Source organism: Streptomyces scabiei 87.22, assembly GCF_000091305.1.
Classification (GTDB): Bacteria; Actinomycetota; Actinomycetes; order Streptomycetales; family Streptomycetaceae; genus Streptomyces; species Streptomyces scabiei.
In genome coordinates this window covers 6169271-6192726 of the sequence record NC_013929.1, presented here as the reverse complement: position 1 = coordinate 6192726, position 23456 = coordinate 6169271, and the positions used below count along the sequence as shown (strand labels likewise).

At 72.0% G+C, this 23456-nt stretch carries 15 protein-coding genes; 10 read left to right on the top strand and 5 right to left on the bottom strand.

The features are described from left to right. Nucleotides 1-67 precede the first annotated feature (67 nt). The 6 genes from SCAB_RS26515 to SCAB_RS26490 all read left to right on the top strand — a co-directional run bounded on the left by SCAB_RS26515 (nucleotide 68) and on the right by SCAB_RS26490 (nucleotide 7236). On the top strand, nucleotides 68-586 hold the full coding sequence (locus SCAB_RS26515) for a MarR family winged helix-turn-helix transcriptional regulator (RefSeq protein ID WP_013003160.1): 519 nt from the start codon (nucleotides 68-70) through the stop codon (nucleotides 584-586). Between the two features lie 265 nt (nucleotides 587-851). After that, entirely contained in the window at nucleotides 852-2444 is a 1593-nt protein-coding gene (locus SCAB_RS26510; RefSeq protein WP_013003159.1) for a glycosyltransferase family 2 protein, read from the top strand. A 73-nt stretch (nucleotides 2445-2517) separates the two neighbouring features. Continuing rightward, nucleotides 2518-3489, top strand: coding sequence for a UDP-glucose 4-epimerase GalE (galE, locus tag SCAB_RS26505; RefSeq protein ID WP_013003158.1), 972 nt, complete (start codon nucleotides 2518-2520; stop codon nucleotides 3487-3489). 200 nt (nucleotides 3490-3689) lie between these two features. Then, a complete protein-coding gene (locus tag SCAB_RS26500; RefSeq protein ID WP_013003157.1) occupies nucleotides 3690-4124 on the top strand; it encodes a DUF6507 family protein in 435 nt (144 codons plus the stop codon). Continuing rightward, nucleotides 4121-6586: a hypothetical protein gene (locus SCAB_RS26495; RefSeq protein WP_013003156.1), complete on the top strand. Its 2466-nt coding sequence runs from the start codon at nucleotides 4121-4123 to the stop codon at nucleotides 6584-6586. Before SCAB_RS26500 ends, SCAB_RS26495 begins: the two co-directional genes overlap by 4 nt. Before the next feature lie 20 nt (nucleotides 6587-6606). After that, on the top strand, nucleotides 6607-7236 hold the full coding sequence (locus tag SCAB_RS26490; protein WP_013003155.1) for a hypothetical protein: 630 nt from the start codon (nucleotides 6607-6609) through the stop codon (nucleotides 7234-7236). A 42-nt stretch (nucleotides 7237-7278) separates the two neighbouring features. Here the strand turns inward: SCAB_RS26490 and SCAB_RS26485 are convergent, their stop codons facing one another. Together SCAB_RS26485 and SCAB_RS26480 are read right to left on the bottom strand one after the other, a co-directional pair. Beyond that, nucleotides 7279-7776: a DUF6174 domain-containing protein gene (locus SCAB_RS26485; RefSeq protein WP_013003154.1), complete on the bottom strand. Its 498-nt coding sequence runs from the start codon at nucleotides 7774-7776 to the stop codon at nucleotides 7279-7281. Between the two features lie 80 nt (nucleotides 7777-7856). Beyond that, nucleotides 7857-8495: a TetR/AcrR family transcriptional regulator gene (locus SCAB_RS26480; protein WP_013003153.1), complete on the bottom strand. Its 639-nt coding sequence runs from the start codon at nucleotides 8493-8495 to the stop codon at nucleotides 7857-7859. A gap of 176 nt (nucleotides 8496-8671) precedes the next feature. Here SCAB_RS26480 and SCAB_RS26475 point away from each other — a divergent pair, with 176 nt between their 5' ends. Both SCAB_RS26475 and SCAB_RS26470 read left to right on the top strand, forming a co-directional pair. Further along, nucleotides 8672-9616: an ABC transporter permease gene (locus SCAB_RS26475; RefSeq protein WP_013003152.1), complete on the top strand. Its 945-nt coding sequence runs from the start codon at nucleotides 8672-8674 to the stop codon at nucleotides 9614-9616. After that, entirely contained in the window at nucleotides 9609-10454 is an 846-nt protein-coding gene (locus SCAB_RS26470; RefSeq protein ID WP_013003151.1) for an ABC transporter ATP-binding protein, read from the top strand. The genes SCAB_RS26475 and SCAB_RS26470 overlap by 8 nt, the downstream gene beginning before the upstream one ends. 18 nt (nucleotides 10455-10472) lie before the next feature. Here the strand turns inward: SCAB_RS26470 and SCAB_RS26465 are convergent, their stop codons facing one another. Next, a complete protein-coding gene (locus tag SCAB_RS26465; protein ID WP_041669682.1) occupies nucleotides 10473-11591 on the bottom strand; it encodes a glycosyltransferase in 1119 nt (372 codons plus the stop codon). After that, nucleotides 11588-14485, bottom strand: coding sequence for a bifunctional glycosyltransferase/CDP-glycerol:glycerophosphate glycerophosphotransferase (locus tag SCAB_RS26460; protein ID WP_041669677.1), 2898 nt, complete (start codon nucleotides 14483-14485; stop codon nucleotides 11588-11590). The genes SCAB_RS26465 and SCAB_RS26460 overlap by 4 nt, the downstream gene beginning before the upstream one ends. Nucleotides 14486-14653: 168 nt before the next feature. Between SCAB_RS26460 and SCAB_RS26455 the strand changes: the two genes are divergently transcribed. Together SCAB_RS26455 and SCAB_RS26450 are read left to right on the top strand one after the other, a co-directional pair. Then, entirely contained in the window at nucleotides 14654-15697 is a 1044-nt protein-coding gene (locus tag SCAB_RS26455) for a serine/threonine-protein kinase (RefSeq protein ID WP_173402907.1), read from the top strand. A 399-nt stretch (nucleotides 15698-16096) separates the two neighbouring features. Continuing rightward, nucleotides 16097-17881: a serine/threonine-protein kinase gene (locus SCAB_RS26450; protein ID WP_269450654.1), complete on the top strand. Its 1785-nt coding sequence runs from the start codon at nucleotides 16097-16099 to the stop codon at nucleotides 17879-17881. Nucleotides 17882-17943: 62 nt separating this feature from the next. On the opposite strand, the gene SCAB_RS26445 is transcribed toward SCAB_RS26450, so the two are convergent. Then, a complete protein-coding gene (locus SCAB_RS26445; protein ID WP_013003146.1) occupies nucleotides 17944-22917 on the bottom strand; it encodes an NAD-glutamate dehydrogenase in 4974 nt (1657 codons plus the stop codon). Nucleotides 22918-23456 lie beyond the last annotated feature (539 nt).

Below are 23456 nucleotides of genomic sequence, written 5' to 3'. Positions count from 1 at the left end.
GGACCTAAGTAGAGCACACAATTTAATTGCCCACAACTAAATGGCGGGCAGGAGTTACGCTGGATCCATGACCACGAGTGCCGTTCCCACGCCCGAGGGGGTCTCCCCGGAGATCTCCGGGCAGGTCCCCGAGGAGGAGTTCCTCCGTCTCGACCGGCAGATCTGCTTCTCCCTGCACGCCGCCTCCCGCGCCTTCAACGGCGTCTACCGGGTGATCCTCAAGGATCTGGGGATCACCTACCCCCAGTACCTGGTGATGCTGGTGCTGTGGGAGCGGGGCGAACTGCCCGTGAAGAAGCTGGGCGAGCATCTGCGGCTCGACTCCGGCACCCTCTCCCCGCTGCTCAAGCGCCTGGAGACGGCCGGGCTGGTACGCCGGGAACGCAGCGCGCGCGACGAGCGGTCGGTGGTGGTGCGGCCGACCGAGGAGGGCACCGCGCTGCGCGAGCGCGCCCTGGCCGTACCGCGCCGCATCGTCTCGGCGACCAGCTTCGACGTCGACGAGATCCGCGACCTGCGCGACCGCCTGGACCACCTGACGGCCGCACTGGACGAGGCGGCACTGCGACAGCAGCCGGAGAACTGACCGCGGCCCGGCCGCGACCGGCCGGACGGACGAACGGCCACGAACAAGCCACGTACAGCCACATACAGCCACGTACAGCCACTGACAGCCACGAACGGCCGGATGGCGCGACGGCCACGAACAGCCGGCCGGTACCCGGCGGAGAGCCCGAGCCCCGCCCGCTCGCACACACACCCCAGCCCCCGTACCCCCCCTTCCTCACCAGGCCGCAAAGTCGCCCTTAAGGGAAGATTGCTCACATATCTCTCACAGGTGTGGGGCAACCATGGCTCTCCGGCAGGCACAGGTCTCCATCGTCGTCATCGGGTACGACGACGCCGCCCACGTGGCGGACGCCGTCCGCTCGGCGCTGGCGCAGGGGCCGGCCGTCCGTGAGGTGATCGCGGTCGACGACTGCTCGGCGGACGGCAGCGGGGAGCTGCTGGAGCGGCTGGCCGAGACCGAACCCCGGCTGCGGACCCTGCGGCGCCGGACCAACAGCGGCGGCTGCGGCACCCCGCGCAACGACGGACTCGACGCGGCGGCCGCCCCGTACGTGATGTTCCTGGACAGCGACGACGTGCTGCCGCCCGGTGCCGTGGACGCGCTGCTGGGCGCCGCCCTGGAGCACGACGCGCCGGTCGCGTCGGGACTGTGCGTGCGCAGGGAGCTGCCGTCCGGCCGCGAGACCCCCTGGCAGCCCGAGCTGTACGCCCGGCGCATGCTCGTCCCGCACCCCGCCCAGCGCGCACGCCTGGCGCACGACACCCTCTGCGTCAACAAGCTCTACCGCACCGCCTTCCTGCGCGACCACGCGATCCGCTTCCCCGAGGGCCGCTTCCCGTACGAGGACTTCGTCTTCGGCGCGCGTGTGCTGGCCGCGGCGCCGCGGATCGCGCTCGTCCCCGACCGGGTGTACGTCTGGCACGTGCGCCGCTCGGCCACCCGGCTGTCCCTCTCCCTGGACCGCTCCGGCATGGCCAACTGGCGCGCCCGGACGCAGGCCGACCGCCTGTCGTACGACATCCTGCTGGGCGCCGGAGAGAAGCGGCTGGCCCGGGCGGCACGGACGCGCTTCCTCGACCGCTCGCTGCGGATGTACGCCCGCGAGCTGGACCTGCGCGGCGCGGAGTACCGGCGCGAGTGGTGGGCCGAGACCCGCGCCCACCTGGCCTCCTTCGACGAGGGCGACTTCGCGGCGGCGCCCGCGCCCGGCCGGGTCGTCGCCCGGGTGATCCTCGCCGCCGAGGAGCCCCGCGACCTGGCCCGCCTCAAGGAGATCGCGGCCCGCCCCGCCCGGCTGACCCCGCCCTACGCGCGCGCGGCCGACGGCACGCCCGTCTGGTCCGCGGAGCTGCCCCAGGTGGAGCTGGACCATCTCCTCGTCCGCCCCGTCCACCTGCTGCCGGCCGCCGTCGACGCGGAACTGCGGCCACGCGCGCGCGGGACGACGCTCCGGCTGCGGCTCCACGAGCTGTACGGGCGGATGACGCAGGCGGGTCCGCTGAGCGTGCGGGCGGAGTTCACCGCGCGCCGGGACGGGCGGGTGGGCTTCACCGGGTCGGCCCCCCTCGCGGCCGAGGCGGACTCCGACAGCTGGACGGCGGAGATCCCGCTGGACCTGTCCGCGCTGGGCGGCGGGACCTGGGACCTCCGGCTGCGGCTGCACTTCGCGGACGGCACCCACCGGGACACCACCGCGCACGCGGTCGCGGGCGCCGGGCTGCTGCGCCGGAGCGTCCTGCCGAGCACCCGCCACGGCGTGCTCCTCGCTCAGCCGTACGCGACGCACGCCGGGGCGCTCGCGCTGCGGCTCGCACCCGGTTGGCGGGGCGCGACGGACGTGGTGCTGCGCCGCCTGAAACGCCTGCTTCACTGAGAACCGACTGATTGCACCTGCATCATCACCGTGGCGTCACCCGCCGCCACGGCCTACGAGGGGACGGTCGTCCATGACCTGGCTGATCACCGGTGGCGCCGGCTACATCGGGGCGCACGTGGTGCGCGCGATGCTCGACGCGGGCGAGGAGACCGTCGTCTACGACGATCTGTCCACGGGGGTCGCCGAACGGGTGCCCGACGGCGTGCCGTTGGAGATCGGCTCCACCCTCGACGCGGAACGGCTGGCCCGCGTCGTCCGGGACCGGCGCGTCACCGGCGTCGTCCATCTCGCGGCGAAGAAGCAGGTCGGCGAGTCCGTCGAACTGCCGCTGCACTACTACCGGGAGAACGTCGAGGGCCTGCGCACCCTGCTGTCGGCCGTGACGGACGCCGGGGTCGGGTCCTTCGTGTTCTCCTCCTCGGCCGCCGTGTACGGCATGCCCGACGTGGACCTCGTCACCGAGGAGACCCCCTGCGTGCCGATGAGCCCCTACGGCGAGACCAAGCTGGCCGGCGAGTGGCTGGTGCGGGCCACCGGCCGGGCGACGGGCCTGTCGACGGCCTCCCTGCGCTACTTCAACGTGGCGGGGGCCGCGAGCCCCGGCCTGGCCGACACCGGTGTCCTCAACCTCGTCCCCATGGTCTTCGAGAAGCTCTCCGAGGGCGCCCCGCCACGGATCTTCGGCACCGACTACCCGACCCCGGACGGCACTTGCGTCCGGGACTACATCCATGTCGTCGACCTCGCCGAGGCCCATGTGGCGGCCGCACGGCGGCTGCGCGAGGCCCCGGGCACCGACCTGACCCTCAACATCGGGCGCGGGGACGGCGTCTCGGTGCGGGAGATGATCGACCGGATCACCGCGCTCACCGGCCACGCCGTGCCCCCCGTGGCCGTCGGGCGGCGGCCGGGCGATCCCGCGCGGGTGGTCGCCTCCGCCGGCCGGATCGCCGCCGAGCTGGGCTGGAAGGCGCGGTACGGCGTCGACGACATGATCGCGTCGGCGTGGGCGGGCTGGCAGGTGAACCACCCCACACGGTGAGAAATCCGGGGAGAACCGTGACGGGATCGTCGTACCGTGGGAACTGTCCGGTGTCGTTTGCGCGTGTGTACTGAGGGAAGCGAACAGGCGACCGGCGCACGAGCGCGCGAAGCGTGCGGGAGCACGACGAGCGGCGACGGGCGAGCACGGGCGAGCGACGAACAGACGTATCCGACAGGGGCGTTACGGGGGTAGCGGCGATGCCGGCATGGGACATCGATCCGATCAACGTGCAGACCACGCTGAGGTCGACCGGTGAGGCGGCGGGCGGCCTGGAGAAGGCCGCCAACTCGCTGGTGTCGAACATGGCGAGCGCGGCCGAGTCGGCCGGAACGGCCGTGCCGGGCGGGCAGTTCAGCGGCCCCATGGTCGGGCCGGTGGCGGCGGGCACCCCCCGGGTGCCGGTCGGGCCGGTCGCGGCGGCGCTGAGCAAGTACCTGCAGGAGCGGCAGCAGAAGCTGGCGTACATGGCGCAGCGGACCATCGACTCCGTGCAGGGCGCGGCCAAGGCGACCAACGCCTATGTCACGGGTGACCTGGACATGGCCGCCGAGCAGCAGGCCAACGCCCTCAAGGCGACGGTGGTCCCGCCGCCGCCGGGTGTCGGCGGCGACGGAGGGCAGGGGCCGAAGTGAGCGACGACATCCCCGTCATCCCGGAGGAGGTCCCCGAGTTCACCGGCAACCTGGAGCTGCTCGACCAGAACATCGCGGGCGTCCGCTCGGCCGGCACCTCCCTGAAGGACTCGGGCGCGGCGGTCCACACCCGCTTCGGCGGCCTCTCCGCGTACTACAAGGCCCCCGAGGCGGAAGCGCTGTTCGCGACGACCGCGCCGGTGGCGGCCAAGGGCGACGAGTTCGCCACCGAGCTGGAGACCGTGGCCTCGGCGCTGGACACGTACGCCGCCGCCGTCGGTCCGCTCAAGCAGAAGTTCGACCGGCTCCGCCAGGAGGCCGTCGCCTTCCGCGCGAAGATCGCGGACGACGACGAGTGGCGCGCCGACGGTGACCTCGTCGAGGAGAACAACAACCGCCGCTCGGACATCAACGCCACGTACGCCGCGTTCCAGGCCGCCGAGCGCGACTGCTACAACAAGATCGTCGCGCTGGTCGGCGGCGAGGCGCTCGTCGTCAACGACGGCTCGAACAAAGAGAACATGTACGGCTACCGGGGCGAGGACCTGGACCACGCCGGCGGGCTCCCGTGGGGCGACCCGGTCGAGGAGTCCAACCCCTGGTACTACATCCACGAGCACGTCTGGGACTTCGCGGTCGGCTTCGTGGTCGACGGGGTGTGGGGCACGATCAAGGGCCTCGGCACGCTGGTCGGCTTCAACGGCTGGGACGCGGCGGGGCAGGCGTGGGTCGGCCTCGGCAAGCTGGCGACCGGCATCGTCATCATGTCCAACCCGGTGACGGCCGCCGCGTTCTGGCTCACGCCCGACGACAAGCTGCCCTCCTGGATCCGCGACTCCCGTACGGCCGTCGTGGAGACCGGCAAGGCGCTCATCGCGTACGACGAGTGGGGCAAGAACCCGGCCCGGGCGGCCGGGGCGGTGACCTTCAACGTCGTGACCACGATCTTCACGGGCGGAGCGGGCGGAGCGGTCTCCGGCGCCGGCAAGGCGGGCGCCATCGCCAAGGCGATCTCCTTCGCGGGCAAGGCGGGCCGGATCGTCGACCCGATGACGTACATCACCAAGGGCGTCGGCGCGACGGCGGTGAAGATCAGCGACGTCATGGCGAGCCTGCGCGGCATCACCGACGGCACGCACATCAAGCTCGGCGAGGGCACGTACCGGATCGCCGATCCGGCGAACATCGCCGACGAACTGCCGTCGGGGCTCACTCCCGAGAACTCCGTCCGCATGGAGACGCCCACGGGCGAGGTCGTCTACCTCGACACCGACACGCTGGTCGTGCACAACGCCGACGGCACGGTCCGGGAGTCCCTGGACGGCATCAGGCACGAGGGGACGGCGGCCGAGCGGGGCGTTGACGCGGGGTCCCGGCAGCCCGAGTTGGTGGGCGCGGGGGCCAGGGCGGGCGACGGCGGCTCCGTGGTCGGGCGCGTCGGCGACGACCTGGGCGGGACCGGACGGGCCGGGGACACCGGCCTGCCGGGCGGCCGCGCGGGCGATCTGCCGGGAGGCCGCGCCGACCACCTGCCCGGCGGTCGCGCCGACGACCTGGGCCGCGGGCCGTCCGGGAGCCACGAGACGCCGACCGGTGGTGGCGGTGGCCCCCGGGGCGGAGACGGCCCGACGGGCGCCGGACACGGCGAGCACCCCACGGGTGGACACGGCGAGACGCCCGGCGGCGGCCACGGGGAAGGCCCCGGCGCGGGCGGGCACGGCGACGGACCCGGCGCAGGCGGGCACGGCGACGGTCCCGGCGGGGGCGACGGTCCCGGCGGCGGGGACGGTCCCGGCGGCGACGGCGCGGGCCGGCCGGACTTCAGCGAGGGCGACACCACGCTCACGCCTCCCACCGGCCCCATGCGCCCCGACCAGCACGCCGAGGTCGTGAACGCGCTCAGGAGCGACAAGCTCAAGCTCAAGTCGCAGGACCTGGAGCGCATGCTCACCCAGCTGAACAAGAGCCCCTACGGAGCCGGCATCGCGGAGCACATCACCCGTGGGAACCTCGCGGACATGCCCGGCTACAAGGACCTCCTGCTCCAGGTCAAGCAGGGCGACATGACGCCCTCGGTGCACATGGCCATGGAGCACGCGGCGGACCTGAGCGCCCGGGGCGCCAAGGACGTGGCCTTCGAGTTCAAGGCGCCGGGCGACAGGCTGGACCTGGACGTGCTGGTCCGGGCGGGTGACAGGATCGAGTACGGCGTCCAGCTGAAGGACGTGCAGTCGGTCTCCGGCATCAACTCCGCCGCCAAGAAGATCGCCGCCAAGCAGCTCGCCGGGGAGATCGCGGGCCAGAAGGTCGCCATCCTCGACATCCACGACGTGAAGGGCGCGGTCACCGATGACATCCTGAAGTCTGTCGAGAGGCACGCCAAAAGGATCAACGCCACCTTCGAACTGCGTTTCCAGGACGGCTCGATCACCATCCCGGCCAACGGCCCGACCTATCCGTGAGGAATTCCGTGTCCCTTCTCATGCGCGCCCCGAAGGAATGTGCGTCGTGGACGTGGGAGCTCGACGAGTCCGCGCCCTCGGGCCTGGACTCGGCGCTGTCCGTCGCGGCCCGGATGTGCGCCGTCCTGCGCGAGCACGAACTGCTGGTGCCCGACAGCCTCGAATGGAACTGGACCGTGTACGGCAGCGGCGGCACCGGGCTCGTCACCCGGATGGCGCTCCAGGGCCCCATGGACGACAAGGACGTGCCCCGGCGCATCGCACGCAGCCGCCCCGTCGGCTTCCCCGAGGCGTCGGTCGGGAGCGTGCTCGTGGTGGGGTCCGGGACCTGGATCGACGCGACGGGCGAGAAGCGCGGGGAACACCGGCTGGTCGAGCTGACGGTGGCCCCGGACGCACCCGGCATCTGGGTGGAGCTGGCCCTCCACCACGACGTCTGGGGCCCGTTCGACTTCCGGGGCGAGCCGCATCCCGAGGTGGAGCGGCAGAACGCCCCCCGGCTCGCGGCGGCCCTGCGGTCGCTCGACGCCGCCCTGGGCACCCCCGCCGAGCCCGGCGAGCCGACCTACTTCGGCTCCGCCGAGGGGCACGGCATCAAGCCCCCGGACGTCATCGACGGCCGGGGCCCGGACCTGACCGACCTCTTCTGACCAGCACCCGCACAGCTGCACGAGGGCCCGCGTCGCGGGCCCTCAGCCGCCCGCCTCGAAGGCGCCGATGACGTACTCGGCCTCGTCGTCGATCGCGTTCTCGGCCGGGTCCAGGGTGATCCGCGAGGGGTGGCCGTCGGGGGCGTACTCCGCCTCCGCCGTGTCGGCCCCCTCCCGCCAGGCGCTCTCCAGCCTGTCGATCAGGTCGCCGATGCTGGGGACCCGGCCGGGCCCGTCCGCCAGCGCCTTCCTGCCGTCGCCGTCGAGACCGACGGCGTCGGCCACCTCGCCGTCCCGCACCGTCACGCGGAAACGCCCCGTCAGGACCTGCGAGGTGGCGGTGAGCGTGTAGACGTACGAGGCGGGCTCCCGCCACATGACCTTGTTCGCCGCCGTGGTGCCCCCCGGGGACTCCCTCCCGGTCGCCTCGGGGGAGGCCGTCCCGCCCTCGCAGCCGGCCGTCACCCCCGTGGTGCCCGCGACCAGTACGGCGGCGAGGAGCACGGAACGAGCACGGGAGCGTAAGCGTACGAGAGTCACGGTGACCCCATTCCTGAGCGACTGTGACCAAGACGCCTCCCGCGCGGAAAACGTTCATCCCGGCGGGCTCCCCGCTCTCCCTACAGGGCCCGCAGTGCCGCGGCCGTGGCCCGCGTCAGGCTCTCCAGGTACCCCTTCGGCAGCTTCAGCGACCGCACGACCACCGACCGCCAGTACAGCGGCCCGAACATCACGTCCAGGGCGAGGTCCTCGTCGGCGTCCGCCGCGACCTCGCCGCGCGCGACCGCCGCCGCGACGATCCCCGTGGCCACGCCCTGCTGGCCCTCCCGCAGCGCCTTGCGCATCGCCTCGGCGATCTCCGGGTTGCGGGCGGCCTCGGCCTGGAGGTCGGGGATGATCTGGCCGGCGACCGGGTGCCGCAGGGCGCGGGACGTGACCTCGTAGAGCAGCCGGAGGTCGCCCTCCAGCGAGCCCGTGTCGGGCATCGGCAGGCCCTGGACGGCGACCGCCGAGACGAGGTCGAGCACCAGGTGCAGCTTGGAGCGCCAGCGCCGGTACACCGCCGTCTTGCCGACGCCCGCCCGGCGCGCGATCCCCTCGATGGACATCCGGGCATAGCCGACGGCCGCCAGTTCCTCGAAGACCGCGGCCCGGATCGCCTCGGTCACGTCCTCCCGGAGCACGGCCGCCCCGGCGGGGGCCCGGCGGCGCGGCCGTGGCGGCGGCTGCGCTGCGGAGGGGCCGGCGTTCGTCGTCATGGCCCCAGCATAGGGCGCGACGACGAAACGGTTGCGTTCCGACGTCGAATCGGCTTACTCTCGCGTTGCGACGATACGGTCCCGTCCCGACGTAAGAGCCGGGCAAGGACGGCGTAAGAAGCCCGGGCGCCCGGCAGCCGAGCACACGGACGCCCCCACTAGCGAAAGCAGCGGATGTGAGCCAGGTCCTCCACACACCGCCCCCTCCCGCGGCGGCCGACTCCCCGGCGGCGGCCGGCCGGGGCGCCCCCGCCGAGACCCCGGCCCAGCTCGCCGAGCGGTACGGCCTCAGCGTCAGCGGGGCCCGCCCCACCCTCGGCACGTACGTACGGCAGCTGTGGGCCAGACGGCACTTCATCACCGCCTTCGCCACGGCCAAGCTGACGGCCCAGTACAGCCAGGCGAAGCTCGGCCAGATCTGGCAGGTCGCGAACCCCCTGCTCAACGCGGCGGTCTACTACCTGATCTTCGGCCTGCTGATGGGCACCAAGAAGGGCGTGCCGGACTACGTCCCGTTCCTCGTGACCGGCGTGTTCGTGTGGACCTTCACCCAGAGCTCGATCATGGCGGGCACCCGCGCCATCTCCGGCAGCCTGGGCCTCGTCCGGGCGCTGCACTTCCCCCGGGCCTCGCTGCCCCTGTCGTACTGCCTGCAGCAGCTCCAGCAGCTGCTGTTCTCCATGGCCGCGCTGGTCGTGATCCTGCTGGCCTTCGGGGTACCGGTGGCCCTGTCGTGGCTGCTGGTCGTGCCCGCGCTGGCCCTGCAGTTCGTGTTCAACGCCGGCATCGCGATGGTGATGGCACGGATCGGCGCCGAGACCCCCGACATCTCGCAGCTGATGCCGTTCGTCCTGCGCACCTGGATGTACACCTCGGGCGTGATGTTCAGCATCGACCGCATCCTCGACAACCGGGACGTCCCGGCCCTCGTGCACCTGCTGCTGGAGTGCAACCCGGCCGCCGTCTACATCGACCTCATGCGGTTCGCGCTGATCGACAGCTTCCACGCGAGCCAGCTCCCGCCGCACGTCTGGGCGATCGCCGCGGGCTGGGCGCTCCTCGCGGGCGTCGGCGGGTTCATCTACTTCTGGAAGGCTGAGGAGACGTACGGCCGTGGCTGACACGATCACTTCCCCCCTCACCGTTGCGGACGCGCGGCACGAGACCGTTCCGGTCACCGCCCCCGAACTCGTCCCCACCGTCGTCGTCGACGGCGTCGACATCGTCTACCGGGTCAACGGCACCGGTGCCGGGCGCGGCACCGCCACCGCCGCGCTCAACCGCATCCTGCGGCGGAAGAAGTCCGAGAAGGCGGCCGGCGTACGCACCGTGCACGCCGTGCGGAACGTGTCGTTCACCGCGTACCGGGGCGAGGCCATCGGGCTCATCGGCACCAACGGCTCCGGCAAGTCGACCCTCCTCAAGGCGGTCGCCGGACTGCTCCCCGTGGAGAACGGCCGCATCTACACCGACGGCCAGCCCTCCCTGCTCGGCGTCAACGCGGCCCTGATGAACGACCTGACGGGCGAACGCAACGTCCACCTGGGCGGGCTCGCCATGGGCATGTCCCGTGAGCAGGTGAAGGAGCGGTACGAGGAGATCGTCGACTTCTCCGGCATCAACGAGAAGGGGGACTTCATCACCCTCCCCATGCGCACGTACTCCTCCGGCATGGCGGCCCGGCTGCGGTTCTCCATCGCCGCCGCCAAGGACCACGACGTGCTCCTCATCGACGAGGCCCTGGCCACCGGCGACCGCTCCTTCCAGAAGCGCTCCGAGGCCCGGATCCGGGAGCTGCGCAAGCACGCGGGCACGGTCTTCCTCGTCAGCCACAACAACAAGTCGATCCGGGACACGTGCGACCGGGTGCTGTGGCTGGAGCGCGGTGAACTCCGCCTGGACGGGCCGACGGACGAGGTGCTGAAGGAGTACGAGAGGTTCACCGGCGGCAAGAAGTAGGCACGGCGGGCGCCGCCCTCACCTCTCCAGGAAGGCGAACAGCGCCTCCCACCGGTCCAGGATCTCCTCCGTCCCGTACCGTCGGATGTTCCGTCCCGCCGCGTCGCCCATCCGGTCCCGCAGGCTCTTGTCTGTCATCAACAGGTCCAGCCTGCGGGCCAGTTCACCGGTGTTGCCGGGCGCGGCGAGGAGGCCGTCCTCGCCGTCGCGGACGATCTCGCGGACGCCGGGGGCGCAGTCGAAGGCGACGCAGGGCACGCCCATCGCCATGGCCTCCATCAGCGCGAGGGGGAAGCCCTCGGCCCGGGAGGACAGCGCGAAGACCGATCCGGCGCGCAGGGCCCCGGGCACGTCGTCCGTACGGCCCCGCCAGGACACCGAGCCGTCGAGGCCGAGGGCCGTGCACTGCTTGCGCAGCAGTTCCTCGTCCTCGCCGGAGCCGTGGACGAGCAGGGTCCAGTCGGGATGACGGGGTGCCACCTCGGCCCAGGTGTCGAGGAGCATGTCGACACCCTTCTCGTCGCTGAGCCGGCCGATGCTGACCACGGCCTTCGCGGTGCGCGGCGAGGGCGTCCGCGGCAGCCAGGGCACCGCGTTGGGCAGGTAGGAGACGTTGTTGAGGCCCTCACCGATCCACAGGTCGGCGTCCTCGCGGGTGAGGACGAGCATCCGGTCGACGTCCCGGTAGTACCTCAGCACCCGCCGGAAGCGCGAGGAGCGCCGCGAGGCCTCGAAGGACTCGTGGCTCATCCCGATGACCGTGAGACCGGTGGTGTCGGCGAGCCTCACCCACTCCATCGCCCACACCTGGGTCACGATGACCACCCCGCCGGGCCGCGCGGCCCGGAAGAGACCGGTGAGCACGGCCGCCCTGTCCCGTCCGCTCGCTTCCCGCGCACGGCCGGGTGGCGGCGGCTGCCCCTCGTACAGCCTGGTGGTGGGGTAGGGGAGTTCGCCCAGGTCGTGCGGGTCCTCGGGGGTGGCGATCCCGATGACGTGCACCCGGTGTCCGCGCCCGGTGAGGAGACGGGCCAGGTGGTGGGACCAGCTGGTCACCCCGCCCGTCTCGTCCACGCTGTTGGACACCAGGAAGACGTCCCGCGCCCCGGCCCGCCCTGTCCCGTCCGGCCCGGTCACGCGCGCCTCCACCCGGAGAAGAACTGGTCGACGACGCTCTGGGCCGCCGTCCCCTTGTCGTACTCGCCGAAGTCGGCCGTGAACCGCTCGCGCGCGGCGGCGTACTTGAGCGTCTGGTCCTCCAGCGTCATCGTCCGCAGGACGGCGTGCAGTTCCTCCTCCGTCCGCACGACCGGACCGGGCGCCCGTTCCAGCAGGTCGAAGTAGGTGCCCCGGCCCTCGTGCACGTACTCCTCGTAGTCGTACGCGAAGAACAGCATCGGCCGGTCGAGGAGGGCGTAGTCGAACATCACCGACGAGTAGTCCGTGATCAGCGCGTCCGCGAGGGCGAGCAGCGGGGTCACGTCGTGGTGGGCCGAGACGTCGACGACCCGGCCCCGGACCGACGGGGGGAGCACGACGTGGTCGAGGTAGTGGGCGCGCACGAGGAGGACGTACTCGTCGCCGAACGTGTCGGCGAAGCGTTCCACGTCGAAGGGGAGGGCGAGGCGGCGCTGTCCCCGGTGGCGGAAGGTGGGGGCGTAGAGCAGGATCTTCCGCTCCGCCGGGATGCCCAGCTCGGCCGCCAGTGGCGGGCGTTCGGAGGCGGGACGGGTTCCCCGGGCGCGCACGAGCGCGTCGTTGCGGGGGTAGCCCACCCGCAGCAGCACCTTCTCCCGGAGCCGGAAGGCCCTCGCCAGGGTGCGCACGTCGTGCTCGGAGCGGATGAGGAAGTGGTCGAAGCGGTCGAGGGTGCGCTGCTGTTCGGCCTGCTCGGCCCGGGTCTTGAGCTTCCATCCGGGTTCGTCGAAGCCCATGCGCTTGAGCGCGGAGCCGTGCCAGGTCTGGAGGTAGGTCGTGCCGGGGCGCTTGGTCAGCTTCAGCGGGAAGCTCTGGTTGTCGATCCAGAACTCGGCGCGGGCCAGCGCCCGCAGATACGGCAGGGACCAGCGGCGGACGAGGGTGGCGTCGGCCGGGAAGCCCTCGGGGCGGCCGGTGTGGGACCACACCGCCTCGAAGTCGAGGCCCTGACGGCGCATCTCCTCGTAGATCGCCCGGGGGCTGTCGCTGTACTGCCGGCCGAGGTGGCTCTCGAAGACCACCAGGCGCCGGCGCGTCGGCAGGCGCCGGAACACCTCCTCGTAGAGGCGGATCTTGGTTTCCCCCGAGGTGGCTCTCGCGCGCAGCGCCCTCGCCCCGCGGTAGCCGGACTTGGCGAGCCGGCCGGGTGTGCCGCGCAGCCCCCGGGTGACGAGGGCGTGGGCCTTCTTGTCGGGGACCAGCCGGAAGGCGAGGTGGCCGCGGGCGGAGACCTGCGGCTCGATCCGGTCGGCGACCAGCCGGGTCAGGCGCGGGCGGACCGGCAACCCGCCGGTGACCAGGCCCGGTTCGGCTGCGGTGAGCCGGCTGGTGGTGCGCTCGCCGTCGACGTCCAGGTGCAGGCGTACGTCCCAGACGGCGTCCACGATGCCGAGCGGGCGCAGCGTCCTCGTGATGTCGGCGGCGGCCTCCCAGGTGAGGTACGGCCCCTCGTGCCGGACGGTCGGCACCGGCACCCGGAAGGTCTGGAGGCGCAGACCGGGGCGGCGGGCGTAGAACTCCAGCTCGGCGGTGAGCCGGGCGCCGGGCGGGACGATCCCGAGGGGGTTGGTGACGCGTCCGGCGAGCCGGACACCGCCCCCGCCTCCCGCGTCCCGCTCGTACCGCGTCAGCTCGTTGCGCAGGAACAGCCTGCCGACCGGGCGGGAGTGGTAACCGAGTGCGGTGACGTCCAGGACGCGGCGCGCGAACGCCCCCTCCTCTCCCGGGGCGTCCAGGTGCTCGGCGCACCAGTAGACCCGCCCGTCGCGCTCGGCGAGCGGCGCGGACACCTTGTCACGGTTGGTGAGCGTGTCCACGGCCGGCAGCAGGTTGTCCCAGTCGCCCTCGCGCAGGAGGAAGGCGCAGACGGCGTGCACGGGGTCGGCCTCGTCGTACGCGGCCGGGTCGACCGACGTCAGATAGGCACGCGCCAGCCGGGCGAACTCCTCGCGGTAGGCCGTGTCACGGAAGGGCAGGTCCCGCAGGTGGAGCACCAGGTCGTGCTTGAGGAACTTGACGTCCTTGTGGAACTTCAGTTCCACAAGGCCCCGTTCGGCGAGGAGCCGGTCCACCCGGCGGTGGATCTCCATGCGGTGGGCGAAGTTGGCGATCTCGGCCCGCCGGTTGCTGATCGAGGCCGCGGCCGGCCCCGGGTTCTGGACGACGTTCCAGTCGTAGACCCGGTTGGGGATCAGGGTGATCCGGCGGGCGGCCGCGTACGCCTGGGCGGAGAAGAAGAGGTCCTCGTAGTGGATGCCGACGGGGAACAGCAGGCCGCCCTCGACCAGGAAGTCCCGGCGGTAGCACTTGTTGGTCGACAGGGTGTCGTAGACCAGCAGGTCGGGCAGCTCGGCGATCGAGTCGAGGGTACGGGTGCGGGCGTACAGCCACGGGTACCACTTGACCTCCTTGCGGGCGCGCGTGTCCACGTGGACGCGGACGCAGAGGCCGGAGACGAGGTCGGCGCCGGTGGTCTCGGCGGCCTCCAGCAGGTTCCGGCAGGCGTCGCGCTCCAGGACGTCGTCGCTGTCGAGGAAGACGACGTACTCGCCGCGGGCCTCCCGGATGCCGGCGTTGCGGGGTGCCCCGCAGCCGCCGCTGTTCTCGGGCAGCCGGTACGCCCGTACGCGGCCCGGGTGCTGGGCGGCGAGGCGGGCGGCCACCTCGTAGGAGCCGTCCGTGCTGTGGTCGTCGACGATCACGGCCTCGACGCCGCGCAGCGTCTGCTCCAGCACTGAGCGGACGGCCGCGGGCAGCCTGGCCGCGTCGTTGTAGACGATCACGACGACCGATACGGCGGGTCGCTGGTCCACGTCCGCGTTCACCCCACTCATCCCGTTTTTCACCGGTTCCCCTCCCCTCTATAGACCGTGGTGCGGTGCGGAGCCACTCGGGCGGACGGCTCCGCCGGTGCGCGGGTGGTGCGCGGGTCGCCTCATCCGCCACCGCCGCGGCCGTGCCGCGATACGCTCCGGAGAGAGGCTGAGCGGAGGGGGCGGTCGATGCGCGGGGTGGTGCCTGAGCCGCTGCGGGTGGAGGATCCGCGGGAGATCGCCGGGTATCCGCTGTACGCCCGGATCGGTGAGGGCGGGATGGGCACGGTCTATCTCTCGCGCAGCCGGGGCGGCCAGCCGGTCGCGCTGAAACTGGTCCGCCCGGAGTACGCCGGCAGCCCCGCCTTCCGCGAGCGGTTCGCCCGCGAGGTGACCGCCGGACGCCGTGTCTCGGGCTACCACCTGGTGCCGATCGTCGACCACGACGCCGGGGCGGAGCGGCCCTGGCTCGCCACCCACTACGTACCGGGTGTCCCCCTCGACCAGGCCCTGGAGACCCACGGCCCGCTCCCCGTCCCCACGGTCCTGCAGCTGCTGGCCTGCGCCGCGCACGCGCTGGACGCCGTGCACACCGCCGGGGTGATCCACCGTGACGTCAAACCCGCGAACGTGCTGCTCGCGGCGGACGGGCCCTGGCTGCTCGACTTCGGCATCGCGCGGGCGGCGGGCGCGGCCACCCTCACCACCGCCGGACGCCTCATCGGCACCCCGCGCTACATGTCCCCCGAGCACGCCCTCGGCCGCCGGGTGACCTCCGCGTCGGACGTCTTCGCGCTCGGCCTGATCGCCGCGGTCGCCGCCACCGGCGCCCACCCGTACGGCCGGGGCAACCCGCTGGCCATCGCGACCCGTATCGCCGCCACCGACATCGCCCCGCCCGCCCTGGACGGCATCGGCCGGCCGCTGCTCGACATCGTGCGCCGCTGCCTCACCGCCGACCCGGCGTCCCGTCCCTCCGCCGCCGCCCTGGCCGAGCACTGCGCGGGAGCGGCCCGCCGGGACGTGCGCGACTTCGACGGCTGGCTCCCGGCCCCGGTCGCCACGTCGGTGGCCCTCATCGAGACGGCCTTCCGCACGCTGTCACTGACGGAGGCGCCGACGGCAGCGACGCCGCACATCTCGGAGGCCCCGACGGTCCGGCGCCTTCCGCCGACGGCCCCGATCACGGTCCGGGACGAGGAATGGCGCCAGCGGGTGCGCCGGGAACCGTGAGTCGAGTGCGTGTGTCGGGTGCGGGTCCGGTGGGGCTTCTCGCGCAGTTCCCCGCGCCCCTAAAACCCCAGGCCCTGCGGGCCTGAAAAGCATGGGGCGCAGCCCCTGCTTTTCAGGGGCGCGGGGAACTGCGCGACCAGCCCCCACGCACCCGCACCCGCACCCGACACACGCACCGGACCACCCCGCCCCTACCGCGTCCTCACCCCCCGGTCCGCGGGAACCGCAACACCCACCCCAAGTGTCATAAGTGCCGTATAAGCTTCGGACCGCTTCAAGTGCCCAGACACAGCACAGGAGTTCGGCACCGCACCGGGGGAGGCTCCCATCAGCAGCAGCACTGGCGACATCCTGAGCCCACTGGGACCGCAGGACCCGAGAGAGACCGCCGGCTACCACCTGCACGCCCGGATCGGCGAGGGCGGCATGGGCACGGTCTATCTGTCGCACACCCGCGGCGGCCAGCCCGTCGCCCTGAAGGTCATCCGCCGCGAGTACGGCCAGGACGCCGACTTCCGCCGCCGCTTCGAGCAGGAGGTCCAGGCGGCCCGGCGCGTGCAGGGCTACCACATCGTCCCGGTGGTCGACCACGACACCACCGGCGAACTCCCCTGGCTGGCCTCGGCGTTCATCGCGGGCATCTCCCTGCACGACGCCCTGGTCGGCTTCGGCCCGCTGCCCCTGCCCGCCGTGTTCCAGCTCGTCGGCTGCGCGGCCCGTGCCCTGACCTCCATCCACGCGGCCGGCGTCATCCACCGCGACCTCAAGCCGAGCAACATCCTGCTGGGCTCCCAGGGCCCGTACGTCATCGACTTCGGTATCGCCCGCGCCGCCGACGCCACCCACCTGACCCAGTCCGGCGGTCTGATCGGCACCCCGCAGTACATGTCCCCGGAGCACGCGCTCGGCGAGCAGGTCACCCCGGCCACCGACGTCTTCTCGCTCGGCCTGATCGCCGCCGTCGCGGCCACCGGACGCCACCCGTACGGCGACGGCGGCGCCATCACCATCGCCGCCCAGATCGCCAACACCGCCCAGCGGCCACCGAGGCTCGACGGGTACGACGAGCGGCTGCGCCCCCTGCTGGAGCGCTGCCTGACCGCAGACCCGGCCGCCCGCGCCGGCACCGAGGAACTGGCCGCGCTCTGCCAGGAGTCGGCGGGCCGCGCCCTCGGCGACTTCCATGGCTGGCTCCCGGCACCGCTCACCGCCGAGATCGCCCGCCGTGAGCAGTCGGTCCAGAGCCCGCCGCAGCCGACGGCACCCGAGATGCCCGCCGCACCCCCGGCCGCCCCGCCGACCACGGCCCCGGCGGCACAGGGAACCGCACCGGGCACCGCCCAGGGCGCGCCCCAGCCGGGCCAGGCCACCGGCTTCGGCCCGCCGCCCCAGACGCAGCCCCCCGGCTACGGCTACCCGCCGCCGGCGACGGACACCTTCCACCTCACCCCGCAGTCCCAGGCGGGCCAGGCCCCCGCCCCGGCCAAGAAGAGCCGCCGAGGGCTGAAGGCGGCCCTCGTCGCCCTGGCCCTCGTCCTCGTGGCCGGCTCGGGCGCGGCAGCCGCGGTGTACGTGCTGGGCGGGAACGAGAAGAAGGACAGCGACGCGAGCGACACGAAGGGCAGCGGCAAGAGCGACGGCACGGGCAAGGACAAGGGCACCCCGACCCCCGCTCCCACCGACGACGACGGAAGCGGCGGGGGCGGCGGTGGCGACGGACAGGACGTCACCGACCCCTCCGAGTCCGCCACCGTGTCCGCGGACACCAAGTTCACCCTGGCCTTCGAGAATCAGTCCTTCGTCCTGCGCACGCCCGCCGAGAACTACACCTACATCGACCTGGACCGGCCGAGCATCGACATCAAGGCCGAGATGAGGGACGAGACACGGGAGATGTCGATCCAGAACGGCCAGTGGAGCTTCGAGACCACGATGGGCAAGAGCAGGGGCCGCACCCTCCAGCAGTGCCGCACGGGTGCGGACACCGACGCCCTGCCGTCCCTCGTGGGCCCCGACGACTTCGGCAAGGACGGGATCATCCCCGAGGGCTCCCTCCTCTGCACGGTGACCAAGGACGGCAACCTCGCCATGTACGAGATCACCAAGCTGACCCCGGGTGAGTACAGCTGGGAAGTGCCGAGCGTCGAGGGCAAGCTGACGCTCTGGAAGAAGAGCAGCGAGTAGCCCGGCCCCGCACACGCGAAGGGGGCGCCCCACAGCCGTGGGGCGCCCCCTTCGCCGTACCGCTACGAGTGCGAGCGCAGCAGCGTCCTCATCGTCCGCATCGCCACCGACAGGTTGGCGAGGTCGAACGCGTCGGAGGTCTGGATCTCCTCCAGGGTCGTCCGCGCCCGGCCCAGCAGCGCGGCGTTCTTCTGCTCCCACACCTTGAAGCGCTGCTCGGGCGTGGAGGAGCCGTTGCCCGCGGAGAGGACCTCGGCCGTGAGGGAGGCGTGCGCCGCGTACAGGTCCTCGCGGATCGCCGCGCGGGCCATGGACTGCCAGCGGTCGGCACGCGGCAGCTCGATGATGCGGTCCATCAGCTGGGTGATGCTCAGCCGGTCGGCGAGGTCGTAGTACACCTCGGCGACCTCCATCGGCGTCCGGCCGACCCGGTCCGCGACGGCGACGATGTCGAGCGTGGGGAAGGCGGAGGAGAAGCCCGCGACCCGCGTGGCCAGCTCCTCCGGGACCCCGGCGCCCGTCAGCTCGTCGTGGATCTCCTGGTACCACTCCAGGTCCGCGCCGCGCAGCAGCTTGGGCAGCTCGCCCCAGACCAGGTGGACGCCCTCGGTGAAGAACGCGATGGTCTCGGCGAGTTGCAGCGGCTGCGGCCGGTTGTTGAGCAGCCAGCGTGTGCCGCGCTCGACGAGGCGGCGGGAGTGCAGGCGGATCCGGGTCTGGACGGCCGCGTCGACCTTGTTGTCCAGGCCCTCGACGGCGTCCCACACCGCGCCCGACCCGAAGATCGCGCGGGACGCGGTCTGCGCCCGGACGATCTCCTCCAGCGAGGCCCCGGTCTCCTCCCGCAGGCGGTGCAGGAAGCTCGTACCGCCCGTGTTGACCGTGTCGTTGACCAGCAGGGTCGTGACGATCTCACGGCTCAGCGGGTGGCTGTCGATGTGCTCGGGGAACCGTTCGCCCAGCGCGGCCGGGAAGTACGCGTGCAGCAGCTTGCGCAGGTAGGTGTCGTCGGGCAGCTCGGTGTGCAGCAGCTCCTCGGCGACGGTGATCTTCGTGTAGGCGAGCAGGACGGCCGTCTCGGGGCCGGTGAGGCCCTGGCCCGCGTTGAGGCGCTCGCGGATCTGCCGGTCGGTGGGCAGGAATTCGATCGCCCGGTCGAGGCGGCCCTCCCTGACCAGGTGGCGCATGAAGCGCTGCTGGGCGTGGAGCATGTCCGGGGACTGGGCGAGGGCGTTGGCGATCGCCGTGTTCTGCGCGTAGTTGTTGCGCAGGACGAGGTGGCCGACCTCGTCGGTCATCTCGGCGAGCAGCTTGTTGCGCTGCTTGACCGTCATGTCGCCCTCGGCGACCAGGCCGTTGAGCAGGATCTTGATGTTCACCTCGTGGTCGGAGGTGTCCACGCCCGCGCTGTTGTCGATGGCGTCGGTGTTGACCCGCCCGCCGGTCTGCGCGAACTCGATCCGGCCCAGCTGGGTCAGGCCGAGGTTGCCGCCCTCGCCGACGACCTGGACCCTGAGGTCCCCTCCGTCGACCCGGATGGCGTCGTTGGCCTTGTCGCCGACGTCGGCGTGCGACTCGGTGGACGCCTTCACGTACGTGCCGATGCCGCCGTTCCACAGCAGATCGACCGGGGCCTTGAGGATCGCCTTCATCAGGTCGGCCGGGGTCATCTTGGCGACCTTGTCCTCGATGCCGAGGACGTCCCGGATGTGGGCGTTGATCGGGATCGCCTTGGCGGTGCGCGGGAAGACGCCGCCGCCGGTGGAGATCAGGTCGGTGTCGTAGTCGGCCCAGCTGGAGCGGGGCAGCTCGAAGACCCGGCGGCGTTCGGCGTAGGAGGTGGCCGCGTCGGGGCTGGGGTCGATGAAGATGTGCCGGTGGTCGAAGGCGGCGACGAGCCGGATGTGCTCGCTGAGCAGCATGCCGTTGCCGAACACGTCACCGGACATGTCCCCGATGCCGACGACCGTGAAGTCCTCGGACTGCGTGTCGACGCCCACCTCACGGAAGTGCCGCTTGACCGACTCCCAGGCGCCGCGGGCGGTGATGCCCATGCCCTTGTGGTCGTAGCCGGCCGAGCCGCCGGACGCGAAGGCGTCCCCGAGCCAGAAGTTGTAGCTCTCGGCGACCTGGTTGGCGATGTCGGAGAAGGTCGCGGTGCCCTTGTCGGCGGCGACGACCAGGTAGGTGTCGTCCTCGTCGTGGCGGACGACGTCGGCGGGCGGCGTGACCTCGCCGGCCACCATGTTGTCGGTGATGTCGAGCAGCGCGGAGATGAAGGTCTTGTAGCTGCGGATGCCCTCGGCGAGCCACGCGTCCCGGTCCACCGACGGGTCCGGGAGCTGCTTGGCGACGAAGCCGCCCTTGGCGCCGACGGGCACGATGACGGTGTTCTTGACCATCTGCGCCTTGACCAGGCCCAGGATCTCGGTGCGGAAGTCCTCCCGCCGGTCCGACCAGCGCAGCCCGCCGCGGGCGACCTTCCCGAACCTGAGGTGCACGCCCTCGACGCGCGGCGAGTACACCCAGATCTCGAACGCCGGTCGCGGCGCCGGCAGGTCGGGGATGGCCTGCGGGTCGAACTTCATGGAGACGTAGTCGTGCGGCTTGCCGCCGGCCGCCTCCTGGAAGAAGTTGGTGCGCAGCGTCGCCTTGATGACGGTGAGGAACGACCGCAGGATGCGGTCCTCGTCGAGGCTCGCCACCTGGTCGAGCGCCGCGTCGACCTCTTCGAGGAGCGCGTCGACGATCTCCCGGCCGGCCCGCTGCCGGTCCGGTGACATCCGCGCCTCGAACAGCGACACGAGCAACCGGGTGGTGTGGACGTTGTTGCGGAGGGTGTCCTCCATGTAGTCCTGGCTGAAGGTGGATCCGGCCTGCCGCAGGTACTTGGCGTACGCGCGCAGCACCATGGCCTGCCGCCAGGTGAGGCCCGCGCTCAGCACGAGCGCGTTGAACCCGTCGTTCTCCGCCTGTCCGGTCCAGGTGGCGGCGAAGGCCTCCTGCACCCGTTCCCGGGCGTCGTCCCCGGCGTAGTCGGCGCTGCCGGTCTGCTGCCTCGGCATCCGCAGCCCGAAGTCGTAGATCCACGCGGTCGTCCGGTCCGCGCAGCGCAGCTCGTAGGGCCGCTCGTCGATGACCTCGACGCCGATGCGGTTCAGGACGGGCAGCACCGCGGAGAGGGAGACCGAGCCGCCCTTGCGGTAGATCTTGAACCGGCGCTCGTCGGGCGCGGCACCCACCGGCTCGTACAGGCTCAGCTCGAAGTCCTCGTCCTGGTCGAGCGCTTCGAGGCGGACGAGGTCGGCGACGGCGGAGCGGGGGTTGTGGTCGGCCTTGTACCCCTCGGGGACGGCGTGGCCGTACTTGCGGAGCATCTCGGCGGCGCGCTCCTCGCCGACCTCGGCGTTGAGCGCCTCGGCGAACCCGTCCGACCAGGACCGGGCGGCCTCGACGAGCTTGGCCTCCAGGCGTTCCTTGTCGGCGTCGCTGAGGTGCGGCAGTTCGGTGCCGGGCTCGACGCGGACCACGAAGTGCAGCCGGGAGAGGATCGACTCGGTGTTCCAGGCGGTGAAGTCGACGCTGATGCCGCCCAGTTCCTCCTTCAGGATGTCGATGATCCTGAGGCGTACGCCGGTGGTGTAGCGGTCGCGGGGGAGGTAGACGAGGGCGGAGTAGTAGCGCCCGTACTCGTCCTGGCGGAGGTAGAGCCGCAGTCGCCGGCGTTCCTGGAGGTAGAGCACGGAGGTGACGATGGACCGCAGCTCGTCGGCCGAGGTCTGGAACAGCTCGTCGCGCGGGTAGGTCTCCAGGATCTGCAGGAGGTCGCGCCCGTCGTGGCTGTTGGGCGAGAACCCGGCGCCGCGCAGGACGTCCTCGACCTTGCGGCGGACGACGGGCACCCGGCGCACGGACTCGGTGTAGGCGGCCGAGGAGAACAGGCCGAGGAAGCGCCGCTCGCCGATCACGTTGCCCTCGGCGTCGAACTTCTTCACGCCCACGTAGTCGAGGTAGGACGGGCGGTGGACGGTGGCCCGGCTGTTGGCCTTCGTCAGGACGAGGAGCTTGTGCTCACGGGCCTTGGCGCGGGCGTCGGCGGGCAGCCGCTCGAAGGAGGGGCTGACGGGGTGCTGGTCCTCCCCCGAGTGGTGCGGGTCGGAGCGCAGGATGCCGAGGCCGGTGCCGGCGACGGCGGCGAGCGAGTCGTCCTCGCGCAGCTCGTACTCCCGGAACCCCAGGAAGGTGAAGTGGTCGTCGGCGAGCCAGCGCAGCAGCTCGCGGGCCTCCTCCACCTCCTGTTCGCGCAGGTCGTCGGCGGTCGGCTCGGCGGTCAGCCCGTCGGCGATCCGGACCGCCGCGTCCCGCATCTTCTCCCAGTCCTCGACGGCCTCGCGGACGTCGGACAGGACGCGCACCAGATCGTTGTTGATCTGCTTGAGGTCCGCCCGGTCGGTCTCGCGGTCGATCTCGACGTGGATCCAGGACTCGATGTGCGCGTCGTGCGGCAGCGTCTCACCGGCGGCCACCGCCGCGGCGGCCGCGGCGACGGCGGCCGGCTCGATGACCAGCTCGACGAGCTTGCCGGTGACGTCCCGCCGTACGACGACCTGGGGGTGGATGACGACATGGATGCCGCGCCCCTGCCGTGACAGCTCGTTGGTCACGGAGTCGACGAGGAAGGGCATGTCGTCGGTGACGACCTCGACCACGGAGTGGCTGCACGTCCAGCCGTTCTCCTCGACGGTCGGGGTGTGCACCCGTACGTTGGCCGTGCCCTGGGGGCGGTTCTCGGCCAGCCGGTAGTGGGAGTGCGCGGCTCCGAAGACGTCGACCGGGTCACGGCCGCCGAGGTCCTCCGGGGCGGTGTGCAGGTAGTAGCGCTGGAGGAACGCGAGCACGGTCTCGTGGTCCGGGATGCCGGACGTACTCTCGCTCGTCGTCCCAGTCGGTAGATACCCCCCGACCGGGCTGTTCTCAGCTACCCGGGCGGCCCGTTCGAGCAGCTCGGCCTTGGCTTCGTCCAGCTTGGTCTGCATTGTCCTCTGGCTCCTGTCGCGCGCCGTTGCGTGACGTAGAAGGAAGTACGAACTCGTGCCCTCCGACGCGCCACCACGACACGGGGTGTCCGGTCTGGTTCGACGCTATGCCGCAGGGCGAGACGAGCGGGGGGAAATCAGCCATTCTCGGTGCCCGACGGGGATGTGACGCTGCTCTCGGCGGCGTGCCGTCCGTGGGGGTACCCGGCGTCCCGGGAGCCCTGGTGGCTCCCTCCCGCCCGCGAGGACCAGCGACCGCCGCCCGGACACGGATGTCGTCCGTGCTCACCGGGCGCAGGGCAGGGACGACGACGTCCCCGCGAACTATCGCGCTGATCACGCCACAAGGCTATCCCTCCGGACGGGGGGCACGTCATGAGCCGTATGTGTACAAAACAGGGGGTGGAACTTTGACGTTCTGCACAGTACCCCTCGCGCACTTTTGAGCTTACCTCCGCGCAACCGAGCCTATACGCGCTTTCGCCGGGGCCGGGATTCCGCCCACCCCCTTGGCAGATCCGCACCCCGGATGCACGTTG